Annotated in this window: 17 protein-coding genes; 14 read left to right on the top strand and 3 right to left on the bottom strand. The window is 34.0% G+C overall.

What is annotated here, in order from left to right:
• Positions 1-644 precede the first annotated feature (644 nt).
• From K9V48_RS24755 to K9V48_RS24735, 5 genes are all read left to right on the top strand, one after another.
• The gene (locus K9V48_RS24755) at positions 645-1,085 is read left to right on the top strand and encodes a DoxX family protein (RefSeq protein ID WP_224141775.1); all 441 of its coding nucleotides are present in this window, start codon (positions 645-647) and stop codon (positions 1,083-1,085) included.
• A 63-nt stretch (positions 1,086-1,148) separates the two neighbouring features.
• Positions 1,149-1,778, top strand: coding sequence for a T7SS effector LXG polymorphic toxin (locus tag K9V48_RS24750; protein ID WP_224141774.1), 630 nt, complete (start codon positions 1,149-1,151; stop codon positions 1,776-1,778).
• Between the two features lie 220 nt (positions 1,779-1,998).
• Positions 1,999-2,535: a GrpB family protein gene (locus K9V48_RS24745; RefSeq protein WP_224141773.1), complete on the top strand. Its 537-nt coding sequence runs from the start codon at positions 1,999-2,001 to the stop codon at positions 2,533-2,535.
• A gap of 501 nt (positions 2,536-3,036) precedes the next feature.
• On the top strand, positions 3,037-3,738 hold the full coding sequence (locus K9V48_RS24740) for a DUF4386 domain-containing protein (protein WP_224141772.1): 702 nt from the start codon (positions 3,037-3,039) through the stop codon (positions 3,736-3,738).
• Between the two features lie 504 nt (positions 3,739-4,242).
• The gene (locus K9V48_RS24735; protein ID WP_224141771.1) at positions 4,243-5,358 is read left to right on the top strand and encodes an RNA-guided endonuclease InsQ/TnpB family protein; all 1,116 of its coding nucleotides are present in this window, start codon (positions 4,243-4,245) and stop codon (positions 5,356-5,358) included.
• Between the two features lie 159 nt (positions 5,359-5,517).
• On the opposite strand, the gene K9V48_RS24730 is transcribed toward K9V48_RS24735, so the two are convergent.
• Entirely contained in the window at positions 5,518-6,066 is a 549-nt protein-coding gene (locus tag K9V48_RS24730) for a general stress protein (RefSeq protein ID WP_224141770.1), read from the bottom strand.
• 426 nt (positions 6,067-6,492) lie between these two features.
• On the opposite strand from K9V48_RS24730, the gene K9V48_RS24725 reads away from it, so the two are divergent.
• The 4 genes from K9V48_RS24725 (at position 6,493) to K9V48_RS24710 (ending at position 8,620) form a co-directional block, all read left to right on the top strand.
• The gene (locus K9V48_RS24725) at positions 6,493-6,912 is read left to right on the top strand and encodes an organic hydroperoxide resistance protein (protein WP_224141769.1); all 420 of its coding nucleotides are present in this window, start codon (positions 6,493-6,495) and stop codon (positions 6,910-6,912) included.
• A 476-nt stretch (positions 6,913-7,388) separates the two neighbouring features.
• Positions 7,389-7,544 (top strand): hypothetical protein, encoded by a 156-nt coding sequence (locus K9V48_RS24720; RefSeq protein ID WP_224141768.1) that lies wholly within the window; start codon positions 7,389-7,391, stop codon positions 7,542-7,544.
• A gap of 5 nt (positions 7,545-7,549) precedes the next feature.
• Positions 7,550-8,071 (top strand): GNAT family N-acetyltransferase, encoded by a 522-nt coding sequence (locus K9V48_RS24715; RefSeq protein ID WP_224141767.1) that lies wholly within the window; start codon positions 7,550-7,552, stop codon positions 8,069-8,071.
• A gap of 231 nt (positions 8,072-8,302) precedes the next feature.
• Complete coding sequence (locus tag K9V48_RS24710) at positions 8,303-8,620, top strand: SMI1/KNR4 family protein (protein ID WP_308012620.1); 318 nt, start codon at positions 8,303-8,305, stop codon at positions 8,618-8,620.
• A gap of 451 nt (positions 8,621-9,071) precedes the next feature.
• Here the strand turns inward: K9V48_RS24710 and K9V48_RS24705 are convergent, their stop codons facing one another.
• The gene (locus K9V48_RS24705) at positions 9,072-9,656 is read right to left on the bottom strand and encodes a helix-turn-helix domain-containing protein (protein WP_224141766.1); all 585 of its coding nucleotides are present in this window, start codon (positions 9,654-9,656) and stop codon (positions 9,072-9,074) included.
• A 259-nt stretch (positions 9,657-9,915) separates the two neighbouring features.
• Here K9V48_RS24705 and K9V48_RS24700 point away from each other — a divergent pair, with 259 nt between their 5' ends.
• Entirely contained in the window at positions 9,916-10,371 is a 456-nt protein-coding gene (locus tag K9V48_RS24700; RefSeq protein ID WP_224141765.1) for a DUF4274 domain-containing protein, read from the top strand.
• Between the two features lie 430 nt (positions 10,372-10,801).
• Here the strand turns inward: K9V48_RS24700 and K9V48_RS24695 are convergent, their stop codons facing one another.
• Positions 10,802-10,987, bottom strand: a complete 186-nt coding sequence (locus tag K9V48_RS24695) for a hypothetical protein (RefSeq protein ID WP_224141764.1) — start codon at positions 10,985-10,987, stop codon at positions 10,802-10,804.
• Positions 10,988-11,150: 163 nt separating this feature from the next.
• Here K9V48_RS24695 and K9V48_RS24690 point away from each other — a divergent pair, with 163 nt between their 5' ends.
• The 4 genes from K9V48_RS24690 to K9V48_RS24675 all read left to right on the top strand — a co-directional run bounded on the left by K9V48_RS24690 (position 11,151) and on the right by K9V48_RS24675 (position 13,324).
• Positions 11,151-11,516, top strand: coding sequence for a DUF2089 domain-containing protein (locus tag K9V48_RS24690; RefSeq protein ID WP_224141763.1), 366 nt, complete (start codon positions 11,151-11,153; stop codon positions 11,514-11,516).
• A gap of 15 nt (positions 11,517-11,531) precedes the next feature.
• Positions 11,532-11,921 carry an SHOCT-like domain-containing protein gene (locus K9V48_RS24685; protein WP_224141762.1) on the top strand — a complete coding sequence of 130 codons (390 nt, stop codon included), beginning with the start codon at positions 11,532-11,534 and terminating at the stop codon, positions 11,919-11,921.
• A 10-nt stretch (positions 11,922-11,931) separates the two neighbouring features.
• Positions 11,932-12,213, top strand: coding sequence for a hypothetical protein (locus tag K9V48_RS24680; RefSeq protein ID WP_224141761.1), 282 nt, complete (start codon positions 11,932-11,934; stop codon positions 12,211-12,213).
• 490 nt (positions 12,214-12,703) lie between these two features.
• The gene (locus K9V48_RS24675) at positions 12,704-13,324 is read left to right on the top strand and encodes an NAD(P)-dependent oxidoreductase (RefSeq protein WP_224141760.1); all 621 of its coding nucleotides are present in this window, start codon (positions 12,704-12,706) and stop codon (positions 13,322-13,324) included.
• Positions 13,325-13,651: the final 327 nt, after the last annotated feature.

Here is a 13,651-nt window from a genome sequence, read left to right as displayed (position 1 = left end):
CACTGATGGTTAGCGAGACTTATCATGCTCAGGAACGCCACATCCTGTGGCTTCGCCTGACTTGGACGTCAATCGTTCGTCGGATCTTTACGGGCAGTTATCTCCCACTTATCTTCTTTGCTTCTCTAGAATCTTGAAGGGGGAGTTTTACTGCTCGTTAAGGTGGGATAAAAGAATGTTCCAAAAGCATAGCTTTTGGAGCATTTTTTTGTGTAAAAGGATGAAAAATTGCAGTATTGGTGGAAATTTCCTCTAATGATCTTAGAGTAGCTTTAAAATAGAGTTTGATTAAATTCTGTATTGGATTTAACAGACTTATCCTTTTTATAATGAAGAAGACGAAACAGCTTAAAAGAGAACATCAGTATGATGGAATAGCTATATTCTGAAAAGGTTGACATTATCAATGGCGTGTCGTTAAACAAACGTCATTGATTTAGGTGAAAAGAAGAAATTATTTACTATCCTTAACAGAGACTTAACGGAGATTTAACAATTCTTAATACAGATTGTCCAATTTAGTAATAAAATTTTGTTAAATTAAAACTAGGTGGGATAGCACGAGTGGCTATTATGGTATTTAGCGAAGGAGGGGCTAAATACATTTTAAAATGACTTTTTAATAGTGGGAGGGGAGAATAACGATGAAAAAGAATCAAGAAATTGGTTCACTTTTATTAAGGGTCATATTAGGTTTTACATTCTTTATGCATGGAATGGATAAATTCCAAGGTGGTGTTGAAAATTTTGCTGCCGGTTTCCCATCCATGGGATTGCCAAGCTTTTTGGCATACTTCGTTGCATTCATTGAATTAGTTGGCGGAATTTCTTTAATTATAGGTATTGGTACAAGAATCTTTTCTGGTTTAATTGCTTGCATAATGATTGGAGCAATTATGCTTGTTAAATTAAGAGATGGTTTCTTAGGCGGGTATGAATTTGACGTTGTTTTAATGATTATTGCTCTATATCTCGTGTTAAACGGCAGCTATTTACTATCCGTAGATTCAAAACTATTGCAACTAAAATCGGCATCTTCTCGAAAAGCCCATGAGGAATCCCCTGTAAATGAGCGAACATCTTAATCTTCTAGAATTAAACGACTTTATTGTTATATTTTAAGTTTAGGTTATGTCATTTAGCTATTCATGAGATTCGTGAGTAGCTTTTTAAAGTTAGTACATCACATAAGAAATCATAAGGAAATGGTTGCAAGCCAGCAGGATGAGCTGCAAAGGATTTTCAACCGAATTGATGACCTCGTTCCACTAAACGTCTTCTCAACAAGTAGCTTTGATGACCATATCGAAAAAGCCGATAAAGGCCGAAAAGACACCATCAATGCGGTCAATGAGCTTGATCATGATTTAAGATCAGAATACATGGTATCAGAAGGTGACGGGCGTTATGTCACAGCTCTTTTTCAACAATTAATTGAAATTAAAGGTAATTTAAATTGGAAGAATCCAGATGAGAGAATCAGATCCATCCCGGCTGGTAAAGTAAAGCCAAATCCCATGTTGCATAAAAAAATTCCGATTTATCATGATGGTGGAGGTAATTTTTTTGCCATAGATTTAGATCATGATCTACACAGATCATATGGACAAATTATTTGGGTTGACCACGAATACGACGAGTGGGAAGTATATGCTTCAAGTCTCAAAGAGTTTATTCTGATCATTTACTTTTTTGTGAAAGAACTAGGTGTAATCGACAATGGGGAAGGATATGATGGTGAAAAGAGCTATTTAGAGTATGTCGACAGAACTGTTTAAAAAAGATAGAATACGAGGCTGCGAGATTATTTGTCAATTTCAAGGTCTGACCTTGACGGAAATGGGGTACTGGAAAGATAAAAATTTGAAATGACAGACACATATGACAGTTTGCGAGTGTCAAAATTCAATATGTAGTTTTTCTTTAACGAAGCGGTTAGTTGAGAAATAATGGTTATTGTAAGGACTTAGTCTAAGAGATAGTAGGAGGTAATCTACAATGGTTAATCGTGCAATGAATATTATTGTGACAGATTATAATGAAAATTGGGTTCAATTATTTGAAAAGGAAGCAACAATAATTAGAGATCTATTACAAGATGAACTCGTTGACATTCATCATATAGGTAGTACAGCAGTACCAAATTTAAAAGCTAAGCCAATCATCGATATTATGCCAATCGTTCTAGATATTGAAAAAGTTGATAATTTTAATGAAAAGATGATTGAAATAGGTTATGAGCCACTTGGAGAATTAGGGATTAAAGGAAGAAGATATTTTCGAAAAGGCGGAGAAAACAGGACACACCAAATACATATTTTTCAATATGATAATGACTTTGAAATTGAACGCCATCTTGCAGTTCGTGATTATCTAAAATCCCATAAAGAAGACGTAATGGAATATGGAAAGCTGAAGGAACAACTTGCTCATGAGTTCCCTAAAGACATTGATGGATATAGTAACGGTAAAAATGATTTTGTGAAAAACTTGGAACGAAGAGCAATTGAGTGGAAAAGAAAAAATAATAGTTAACATTTATTGATAAGCTCGAAAAGAAAGGGGGAGTATTCTAGCGGAAAATACCACTAGAATACTCCCTTTAACTGTATATTCATTTACACTTAGAAATTGTTAACTTTCATGACCGGTAGTCTCATTAATAATTAGCAACAAGCTTGAAGTAACTGCACTGTTTTTGGCATTTAATTGATGTATGTTTTGGCAGTATGTTTATAAGTATTAATGAATTTTTACAAGTTTGTGAAGTTAAGCTTATTGTACTAACTGGGGAATAGTTGAAGAAGAAAGATACTAAAATGTGGTGGATCTTATTCTTGTATGTGAATTTACGGAAAAAATGAAACTATTATATGAATTTTTTATTAGATAACCTCATAGTAATCACAAGGACGGGTCATTGATGAGAATGGCTGATGTCGAGGAATTACACGAATCAGAGGGACTTGGTATAACAGAGTAGATGAAGAGGACGTATGTCTAATTTTTATCAATTTATTAAGAAGGAGATAAAAAATGAATTCAAACAAAAAATCCGCAAAACTTGTGGGGGTATTGTTTATCCTTGCAGCCGTTACGGCGATAATAGGTCGTCTTTTATACGATCCTATCCTAAATGGTCCCGATTACTTGATGAGAGGTTCCGAACATGCCAACCAGGTGATACTGGGAGCGCTTATGGAGTTAATTCTTGTTGTTTCAGCCGTTGGTACTGCAACTACAATGTTTCCAATTTTAAGAAAGTATAATGAAACTATAGCTCTTTGGCATGTTTGCTTCAGGTTTCTTGAAGCGATTGTTATTACTGTTGGTGTAATTAGCGTACTGTCCCTATTGACTTTAAGCCGGGAATTTGTAGCAGCAGGAGCCCTAGATACCGCCTCTTTTCAAGCTTCAGGTACTTTATTAAAAGCGGTATATGACTGGACGTTTTTGCTTGGACCCAATTTCTTGCTGGGTATAAATACGATAATGTACAGTTATATATTTTATAAATCCAAGCTCGTACCCAGGTTTATACCAATCTTGGGTATGACAGGGGCAACTCTTGTTTTTATTTGTGCCTTGTTAGTAATGTTCGGTGTAATTCAACAAGTTTCTGTTTGGGGTGCTATTTTGGCACTACCAGTATTTGCTAATGAAATGATTTTAGCAGTATGGCTCATCGTTAAAGGATTCAATGAATCTGCACTTGCTTCCATGTCTGCAAAAAAATAAACGACGAGATATTAGCACGCTCCTAAAGTAAGGGGGACATACTAGACCTTAATTTCCATACCATGAACGGCAGTTAGGAATTATAGGTGTACCGTTCTATATTATTAATGATATAAGTATGCTGTGTCCAGAATACACCCAAACAGCGAGTTCTTGGAATTTCTTAAAAAGTGATAGGTTGGTTTGTTATCTTAAAGGGCTTTCTATTTTTATTCTATATTTAATAGTTTAGGTTATGTCATTCATCTATTCACAGGATTCGTGAATAGTTTTTTTAATTGGCGAAAGAAAGCACAAAGAAGCATCCCTTTGCCCTTTTCGTATCCATTTAATTCTTATGATTTTTTAACGAACACCCAAAAGAATTCCCCTTCCTCAAGCGTTTGAAGGGCGTAGGCCCAACGGTAGGGAGGGGATGAATGTTGGTCAGGCGACAGCCTGAAGGGTTGTATATAGGGATCGTATGTTCTATAATAGAGATAGAATATAAGGGTGGTGACGACAATGTTAGTGAATCAAAAATACGAAATCTTTCCAAATGAAGAACAGAAGAAAATGCTAGATCGATGGCTACAATATTGTCGTCAAACCTATAATTCTGCCCTTTTAGACAAAGAACGTAAATATAGGAAAAATAAAGAAAATTACAACCGTTACGATATGCAAAGACAACAAACCTTGGATAAAAAGAGATATCCGTTTCTAAAAGAAGTTCCTTCTCAGCCTTTGCAGGAAGTTTTTGTGCGATTAAAAAAAGCGTTCGATAGTTTCTTTCGCAAGGATACAAAATATCCAAAACAGAAAAAGTACAAAGATTATACGAGTATGACGTTTCCTCAATTTGGGATTAATGAAAAAGGCAACAGAATGGCCATGTCTTTTTCTGATAACGGAAAGTTATTCAATACAAAGCTAGGTGAAATAGACATTCTACTTCATAGACCATTAGAAGGAAGAATGAAACAACTTGTCCTCAAGCGTCAAGGCAAAAGATGGTATGCTATTTTCTGTGTCGAAAGACAAGCGATACCAACTAGTATTGATTCAAATAATGCAGTAGGAATTGACGTGGGGCTAAATAAATATGCGGTTCTTTCCAATGGTTTAGAGTATGATAATCCTAGATTTCTTCGTAAAAAAGAAAAACAATTAAAGAAAGCACAACGAAAACTTTCTAAAAAGAAAAAGGGTTCTGCTAACTACATTAGACAAGTACAGCAAGTTCGGCAATTTCATGAGAAAGTAGCGAATCAACGGAAAGATTTTCTTCACAAACTAAGCTACAACTTAGCGAAAGACTATTCGGTTATCGCTGTTGAAAATCTGAATATCCGTAATATGGTTAGAAATAGAAAGTTATCTAAATCTATTTCTGACGCTGGTTGGGGCATGTTTCGAAACATGCTTGCATATAAATGTGAAAAAAATAGCGGCGTACTTATCAAGGTAGAACCAACATTCACTTCTCAAGATTGTTCTTGTTGTAACAATCGAGTAAAAAAGTCCCTTTCTATTCGTACTCACATTTGCAAGAAATGTGGAACGGTGCTTGATAGAGACTATAATGCTGCAATAAATATCCTACAAAAAGCAAAGGAAGAATTGCTTGTGATAAACTAAAATTCCGATAACTGTAGGGCAAGGTTGTGTCCGAACAGTATAATCTACGCCTGTGGAGATTGTGTAAGACATAGTGGGAAACCCCACTATGCTACGGTTGGTGAATCAGGAAGCCCCTTCTTCAAACAACCCGAAAGGGTGTTAAGGAGGGGTCATTCACTATCGCTCCTTTTGATTGTTTACATGGTGAAGGGCTCCTAAATCTTGATCATACAAATCCGAATTTTTTGTGTTATTCGAACGAAAAGTATCGTAAATACGGGTTCTTCTTTCAGGATCATCATCAACGAGAACTAAAATATCACCTTCGTTTACATAATTTTCATATTCTTTTGCATGTTCCTCAGGGATTCCCATACCGATCAAGACACCGACTAGTCCACCTGCTCCAGCGCCAAGTGCAGCACCGCCAACAGCGGCTGTTATCGGACCGGCTGCCACAATCGGACCGATTCCTGGAATAGCCAATGCTCCGAGTCCGGCAAGTAATCCTCCGACACCACCGACTATACCACCTGTTGCGATACCGGTTGCCGCACCTTCACCTGCTTTAGTGCCTGTCTCATTTTCAATAAGAGTTCTATCGTTTCGCCCTTTTGCAATGACGGAAATGTCATCCGAGTGATATCCTTGGTCTTTTAGTGAGTTAATTGCTGAAATAGCTTCTTCTTCTGACTGAAAAACACCAACTACTTTTTTATTTTCCATTATTATTCAACCTCCTAGATTTTTTCTTGCTCAGTTAAGAAATACCCGAATTGATGAGTATGAAACATAAAACATAAAATACAATTTGATATCATATAAAGTCTAGATAGAAAAATAAATCAGAGATTTCCCCTACAGCGGGTAGTGATAGGGTTCTGTTATAGACTGCAAAGTAGATTCCTAAATATAATTCTTTTTAATCGTTTTTCTTTATCAAAATAGCATTTATTCTCTCCTAAACTCTGTTTCTTCTATTTGCTAGTGTAATACATATCTTAAATAATGGACCGCTTATGATTGTAAAATTAAAGTCTATTAAGAAAACCTTTGATTTCTACAAATGTTTTAACATTACCAGAAGGGGGAATGTTAATAGAGTATTCTTTTTCAAGCGTTAAACTACATTGATAAGGGAGAGATTTTATAATGAGTAAAGTATTATTTACAGCACATGCGACATCTAAAAGTGGAAGAGAGGGCCATGTGAAATCGGATGATGGATTAATAGATTTAGATTTAGTGATGCCGACTGAAAAATCTAACAAAAAAGGATCGAATCCTGAGCAATTGTTTGCTGCTGCTTACTCGGCCTGTTATGATGGAGCGCTGAATTCAGTGGCTTCACAAAAGAAAAAAGAGATCGATTCAATTACAACAGCTGATGTAAGCTTTTTGAAGGATTCAGATGACGGAGGATTTAAAATAGCTGTTACATTAAATATTGAAATAAAAGGTGTAAGCCAAGAGGAAGCCGAGAAATTATCCGAGGAAGCCCATCAAGTTTGCCCTTATTCCAAGGCTACTCGTGGAAATGTTGACGTTGAATTAAAACCAAAGGCGGTTTAAAGTAGCAATATAAAACTTATCAGTCTTTTCTTTGAGGTATTTCCGGTATTTTTTAAAATAGAAAAAATATGTTTAAGACATAAGAAAAAGAAATATCAGACCAACCATTCACTGGTTGGTCTATTTTAGCTAAAGAATAGTTTTTTAATAGAGGTGATGAGCAGAACCATGATTGCTATCTCCAATTTTTAGACGGATTTTTAAGTTTAAATATAAATTAGTATGTTTGAGAATGGATAGCTCATGAAGGTTGTACCATCATAGAGTATTGTTAGCATGTTTGTGATATGTAGAATTACGTAGAGTTATGTAGAACTATACAAGATAAACAGAGTTGTTAATTATAATCTTACAAAAAATAGGTAGTTTCCCTCGGGATTTGTCTGGAAAAAGTATACAAAAAATAGTTATTTTAATAGACTTGTAGTGAAAAACAGTAGTATACTTATAAAAAAGACAAAGGGGAGTGAGGTTTTATGCCTGTTTTAGATAGAACAAAACCTCTTCGATCAATAAACATAAAATCTGAATATAATCATTTAAAAACTTTACCGATTGTTGAAAATAAAGAAAAAAGAAATGCTATTTTAAATGAGTCTTTAAAGACCTTAGCAAGAATTAAAGTTAGGTAATTGGTATGAATTTCGAAGAGGAATTATACGTTGAATCATTCAAACCAGAAGTTTGTAATTCTGGTTTTTCTTGTGGAAACGATAAGATTGACTATATTTTTAACAATCAATGTGCAATATTAGAACGTGAAGGTAAAGCTACAACAAATTTATTTTATTTAGAAGAGGAGTTAGTAGGGTTTTGTACTCTATTAGCTGATAGACTGTCTATTTCACCAGCAGGTATTTTTTTAGAAGGAGAATATCCTACTTACTATCCTGCTATTCAATTATACTCTATTGGGGTAAAGGCTGAATATCAAGCAGATGGAATAGGAAGTTTGATATTAAAATGGGTAATTGGGAAGGGATTTGAATTGAGGAAAAATATCGGTGTTAGTTTTCTTCTATTGGAAGCATTTAACGATCAAGAACTGATAAAATTTTATACAAATAATGGGTTTGTTGATTGGAAATATTTAGAACGGAATGAAGAGGATTTAATTCCAATGGTTTATGACTATAGAGGTTTAGATGGTGTAATTTAAGGGAATAAAATTAATGATAGACTCATAGATTTTATCAAGGAGATGATAAAAGTTGAGACTATTTAAATTAATCGAACCTGAAAATAAAAAAAGTTTAGATCAAAGAAAGAAAAATTTGAAAAAAGCAGTTGACACTTACCAAAAAATCAATAAGAATAAAAAAAAGTGACTCAGCATTAAATATGTGAGTCACTTTTCTATTGTAAAAGGACTTTTGTCATCTTTTGACGAATACTGAATGAAAGTAAGCCAGAACTATCAAATAAAAAGTATGGCTCTGGAGGGATTTGTGGAGTTGACATACTTGGTGTTGAAGGAGCAGACTACTCATCTGTTGTTGAAAGTACAGAGCGTTATAGAAAGTTAGGTTTACCAAAAAAATATATTGTTATTGAGAATGTTGGTGAGTTTGTTTACTGCTTAAGCACAGCAGATGGATATAATGTTATGCGATGGGATGATATAAGCAAAAGAGAAATAAATAGATATACAACTTTTAATGAATATATACAAGATAACTTTCAAGAGGCAATTGATAACTGGGATTAACGAAAATCAAAAACTTATGAAGGTTATACCATCATGGAGTCTTGAAATATCAAGAAGATGAAATGAAAGCGTACTGTAAGGAACAAGGCTTACACTCGATACATATTTTTAGAGATGAAGGCATTAGTAGTACAAATGAATCCCTCACTTTTTGGATCAAGATTATTCAAAAAGTGAGGGAAAGGTAATCGAGTATTAACATCTAAGTCATAACTCGTATATGATCATTTATCCCACCTTAACGGGCACTAAAACTCTTAACGAAAGATTCGAGAGAAGCAAAAAAGAGAAGTGGGAGATAACTGCCCGTAAAGATCCGACGAACGATTGACGTCCAAGTCAGGCGAAGCCACAGGATGTGGCGTTCCTGAGCATGATAAGTCTCGCTAACCATCAGTGGGGGATGAAGAAAACCCCCACTGATGGAAGTCTCACTTTATCTAACAAATTTTTATAAAAGCTGATAATATAAACCAAATTGAGTATCATACCATAACAGTTTGCCGTGTTTACGTTTCGGGATACGTGTTTGTAAACTCCATTCAGGATACTGTTTAATAATCTGAACCTGATCACCAGTAGCAAAAGCAATAAATGATATATAATGATCTTTTGTCATAGAATGGTCGCTTGAAATAAACCATTCATTATCAATTTCTGTCATTGATAGCTTTTCTTCGTCTGTTGCTTTCTTCGCTTCTAATCGATCTAACTTTCTCCCACAGCAAGATATGGTTATATCTCCAGTTGCTAATACAATATTATTACATGACGGACAGACAAAATAATTCGACTTTTTCATATTTCCTCCTACAAATTCATTCGACGATAATTCACCAACTAAAATACTTTCTATATTTACTCCCAATAGGGTAGATAAACTTGGTAATAGCGTGACATCTGGACAGCCATACCCACGCTCCCATTTTGAAACCGTTCGATCAGAAATGTTCATTTGATCAGCTAATTGTTTCTGTGTTAGCCCTTTTTCCTTCCGCAAATTATAAATTAACTCTCCAACTTTACGATTATTCATCATTTTCTCCTCCTGCTCTATTTTCATCTTAGAGGTTTATATGGTTAGTAGCAACAAACGTTCCGTAGAGTTAAACACAGGTAGGGTTCACCTGTTTTCCTTTTGATCATGTTTTATGACTATAATAATTCGACTGTTTCTTGTTACTATTGGTTTATGGACTTTTCCTTTATATCCTAGTCAAGGTGCAACGGTAGAACTTTGGGACAGGAAGCTTAAACAATTGGAAAAATAAGTTTAGGTAAGGAGGTAAATGCCTATGGAAAAGAAAGAGATTAATTTCCTTGAACAGTTACTTTATAATACAGATAAAAACGATATCATCAGTCAGTTAACGAATACAAACAACTCTTTATTCCTTCATTACTTTGCTGCAAATTATAACTGGAATAGTGGATTTGATGTACCAACGATTATTCTTGAAAATGAGGCTTGTGATTTCGGAACGGGTTTACTAATGTTTTATTTTGCAGACGGATATCGTATGTTAGAGAATCCAGATGAAGTTTCAAGTTCTTCATTAAAGGAATGGAAAGATTTTTTGGGTAAGATTTATAATAAATTTATCAACTTAGAATTTAAGCCTCAGAATATTTCCTTCGACCCTGAATTAACAAAAATTCAAAAGTATAAATTGAAAAAGAATAATCCAAACATTCCTGATCTTCTCATTAGTAAATCACCAGGAGAAGTGGTTGATATTCCTAAAATATAATGTGGATGATTAAAACCTTGATTGGCTATATGTTGCTTTGAAATAAAGTTTGATTAAAAACACCTGACAAACCAGTATTTTACGATAAATAAAAAGACTCCATTTTGAAAAAAGATTGATCAAAATGGATTCATATCCAGCAGATTTAAGTATCGTTTTTATAAAAAAGTTTGATCATTTGTAAAAAGACAATAAAGTTATTTAATTTTAAAACCTAAAACAAGCATAACCCCGTTCTAAATTTAGGACGGGGTTAAAATATAGTTGTTTAATTTTCGATATAAGATACTTCACTGTATTTAAAAATATAACAATAAAGTCGTTTAAAAATCTAAGTTTTATTCAACAATAGCGCCCTATTCTGGAATAACTAAAATACAGACTAAGTCCTCAAATCACTGCATAATCGGAGATTAATCAACCCGTAAGCTTAATAATTTTCAAGTTCTAAATCATTAAATAATACATCAATGCTAACGACTGCTGAATCATCATCATTTGGAATATTAATATCAAATATCCATGGAATATTAATCAGCATCTCAAAGTCTAAGTAATCGTGCTCATTATGTAATTGGGTATTTTCACCAAGAGGAATGTCTACAATCTCAACCATTATGGTAAATATAATACTTGAATGAATAATGAAACGGATAATTAATAATATTAAAAGATAAATTAATATTATTAATTTTTGTATTAAAAAATTTAAATTTTATTATTTATATTTTTAATTACTTGTTATATAATCGAATCAACTAAAAGGAAGGAATTTCATTATGGCTTATAAAGTAATCACAAATTGTCCTGTCTGCAGTAAAACATTGAAAATTACAAAGTTGGAGTGCTCTCATTGTCACACTACGATTGAAAATGAGTTTGAATTATCTAAGCTGGCATCCTTATCAAAGGATCAGCTTCATTTTGTGGAAGTATTTTTAACATGCAGAGGGAATATCAAAGAAGTTGAAAAGGAACTGGGGATTTCGTATCCAACGGTTCGAGGCAAGCTAACAGACATCATTTCATCCCTTGGATATGTGCAGAAGAAGAAAAATGAAGTAGACGAGAAAAAAGTTATCACCATGTTGGAAAATGGCGAAATCACACCAGAAGAAGCCATTAAGCTCTTAAAAGAGGAATAGGGAGGAATTTATCATATGAAAGAGGAAATTACAAGAGTGTTAACAATGGTTCAAGAAGGGAAGATTGATGCAGATAAGGGATCAGAACTGATTCAAGTATTAAAAGAGAAAGAAGAAACAGGTAATAAGCTTTTTGAAAAACCGACTAAATATTTAGATAAAACATTAAAAATTCGTGTTGTATCAGCTGAAAATGATAACGTCACGGTTAATTTGCCTATAAAACTTGTCAAGGTAGTATTAATGGCTGGACACAGCATCGCAGCGAGTATTCCTCAATCGGAAAAATACATTAAAGATATAGACATAAACCTTATTATTGAAGCAATCGAAAACGAATTAGGTGGCCAAATTGTTGATATTAAATCGGCAAATGGGGATACCGTTTCGGTCATCATTGATTAGTGATTTGCTTATGATGCATGTAAAAGTGAAAGCAAAAGACGTTCGGTTTTCCATCCCAATTCCATATGCTATTTTAAACATTGTTATTTCAATTTTGTCTTCAAAATTTTTTCAGCAAAATGTAAACAAATGGACAAAAGAGCACTTCGAAAGAAAAAAACTGGACTTTACCTTTCCACTAATAGACAAAAAAACGCTAAAGCCTATCGTCAGGGAACTGAAAAATTATAAGGGGATCGTGCTAGTAGATGTCAAAGCTAAGGACGGTACTGAGGTTAAGGTTAGACTATAATTTATTATAGAATACACACCGACCACTGACTGGCATTTTGAAGAAAAAGCCTAATTTCTCGCTACAATACCGAGAAAATTGTAAAAAGACAATAAAGTTATTTAATTTTAAAAGATCAAACAAGCATAACCCCGTTCTAAATTTAGGACGGGGTTAAAAATATAGTTGTTTTGTTGAATAACATGACTGGCGTTTTTTAAACAACTTTATTATGTTTTAAACGACTTTATTGTAAATTAAACAACTTTATTATCTCTGTACATCATTTTCTTCCTGTGTTGTTCAACAATCTGCCCTATAATGGAATAGCTAAAATATGATTTCAATCATAAAATTACTTATTTCCTCTTTCACTAAAGCACCCATTAGTTTAAGTGCAATTATTCACAATCTTTTTTGTAATACCTATTGGTTTATACGTTCGTTGAACAAGACAATAAAATAACTTTTATAGTAAAATACTAGTATTTGCAAAAGGAGCCTCATTCTTATGAATATTTTAATTTTAGGTGCAACTGGACGAGTTGGAAGTCAAATAGTTACTTATGCCCTTCATGAAAGTCATCATGTTACTGTATTAGTTCGCACTCCAGAGAAGATTCAAATAAATAATGAAAATTTAACCATTATTGAAGGGAATGTTTTAAATAAAGATGATATAGTACGTGCAATGCATGGGATTGATGTAGTTATTAGTGCACTAAATACTGATGGCACAACCACTCTATCAGAAAGTATGCCACTTATTATCGAAGCAATGGAAAACGAAGGTATAAAACGAATAATAACTATAGGAACTGCGGGTATTCTGCAAAGTAGAACCACGCCAAATTCTCTGCGTTATCAATCAAGTGAATCAAAGCAGAGGTCAACCCGTGCAGCGAAAGAACATCATAAAGTTTACGATATGCTCAAACAATCAACCCTCGAATGGACGATTGTCTGTCCTACGTACTTGCCGTATGGAGAAAGGGTAGGCAAATATCGAATAGACCGAAATTTTTTGCCGGAGGGTGGAGCTGAAATATCCGTACCGGATACAGCAGAATTTTCATTTAAACAGATAAAAGCAAGCGATTATATAAAATCACGTGTAGGTATCGCCTACTAATAATATTCTTATACTACTTTCAACTTGGATTAACCCGTTTGTTGAAAAAGAAAATGTGATTCGGCAACAATGCCCACTCTTCAACTAAAGCGCCCTTTCTGGAATATCTAAAATATGAATTAGAGTCTAAAAATCACAAGGAATTAAAAGTAAAGGAGATGTTGTAAAATTAACATCTCTTTTTTTACTAAACTGCCCAGTTCGTATTATAAGGTCAGCCAGATAAGAAAATATTTCTGGTTGACCATTTTTTATATGGTTTTATTATAACGGTAGCCGGGGTAAAACGTAACTGCCCGTGGGACATAGATCCCGTCAGCTAAACAG

It is taken from the genome of Metabacillus rhizolycopersici (assembly GCF_020075705.1).
Note: the sequence above shows the minus strand (reverse complement) of the source record. Positions and strands in the feature narration are given on the sequence as shown.

Excerpts from the sequence above, each read along its gene's own strand:
- K9V48_RS24695 (WP_224141764.1), bottom strand. The coding sequence starts at position 10,987 with ATGGTTGAGATTGTAGACATTCCTCTTGGTGAAAATACCCAATTACAT.
- K9V48_RS24735 (WP_224141771.1), top strand. The coding sequence starts at position 4,243 with ATGTTAGTGAATCAAAAATACGAAATCTTTCCAAATGAAGAACAGAAG.
- K9V48_RS24690 (WP_224141763.1), top strand. The coding sequence starts at position 11,151 with ATGGCTTATAAAGTAATCACAAATTGTCCTGTCTGCAGTAAAACATTG.
- K9V48_RS24745 (WP_224141773.1), top strand. The coding sequence starts at position 1,999 with ATGGTTAATCGTGCAATGAATATTATTGTGACAGATTATAATGAAAAT.
- K9V48_RS24685 (WP_224141762.1), top strand. The coding sequence starts at position 11,532 with ATGAAAGAGGAAATTACAAGAGTGTTAACAATGGTTCAAGAAGGGAAG.
- K9V48_RS24750 (WP_224141774.1), top strand. The coding sequence starts at position 1,149 with ATGAGATTCGTGAGTAGCTTTTTAAAGTTAGTACATCACATAAGAAAT.
- K9V48_RS24725 (WP_224141769.1), top strand. The coding sequence starts at position 6,493 with ATGAGTAAAGTATTATTTACAGCACATGCGACATCTAAAAGTGGAAGA.
- K9V48_RS24740 (WP_224141772.1), top strand. The coding sequence starts at position 3,037 with ATGAATTCAAACAAAAAATCCGCAAAACTTGTGGGGGTATTGTTTATC.
- K9V48_RS24675 (WP_224141760.1), top strand. The coding sequence starts at position 12,704 with ATGAATATTTTAATTTTAGGTGCAACTGGACGAGTTGGAAGTCAAATA.
- K9V48_RS24705 (WP_224141766.1), bottom strand. The coding sequence starts at position 9,656 with ATGAATAATCGTAAAGTTGGAGAGTTAATTTATAATTTGCGGAAGGAA.
- K9V48_RS24715 (WP_224141767.1), top strand. The coding sequence starts at position 7,550 with ATGAATTTCGAAGAGGAATTATACGTTGAATCATTCAAACCAGAAGTT.
- K9V48_RS24720 (WP_224141768.1), top strand. The coding sequence starts at position 7,389 with ATGCCTGTTTTAGATAGAACAAAACCTCTTCGATCAATAAACATAAAA.
- K9V48_RS24755 (WP_224141775.1), top strand. The coding sequence starts at position 645 with ATGAAAAAGAATCAAGAAATTGGTTCACTTTTATTAAGGGTCATATTA.
- K9V48_RS24730 (WP_224141770.1), bottom strand. The coding sequence starts at position 6,066 with ATGGAAAATAAAAAAGTAGTTGGTGTTTTTCAGTCAGAAGAAGAAGCT.
- K9V48_RS24680 (WP_224141761.1), top strand. The coding sequence starts at position 11,932 with ATGATGCATGTAAAAGTGAAAGCAAAAGACGTTCGGTTTTCCATCCCA.
- K9V48_RS24700 (WP_224141765.1), top strand. The coding sequence starts at position 9,916 with ATGGAAAAGAAAGAGATTAATTTCCTTGAACAGTTACTTTATAATACA.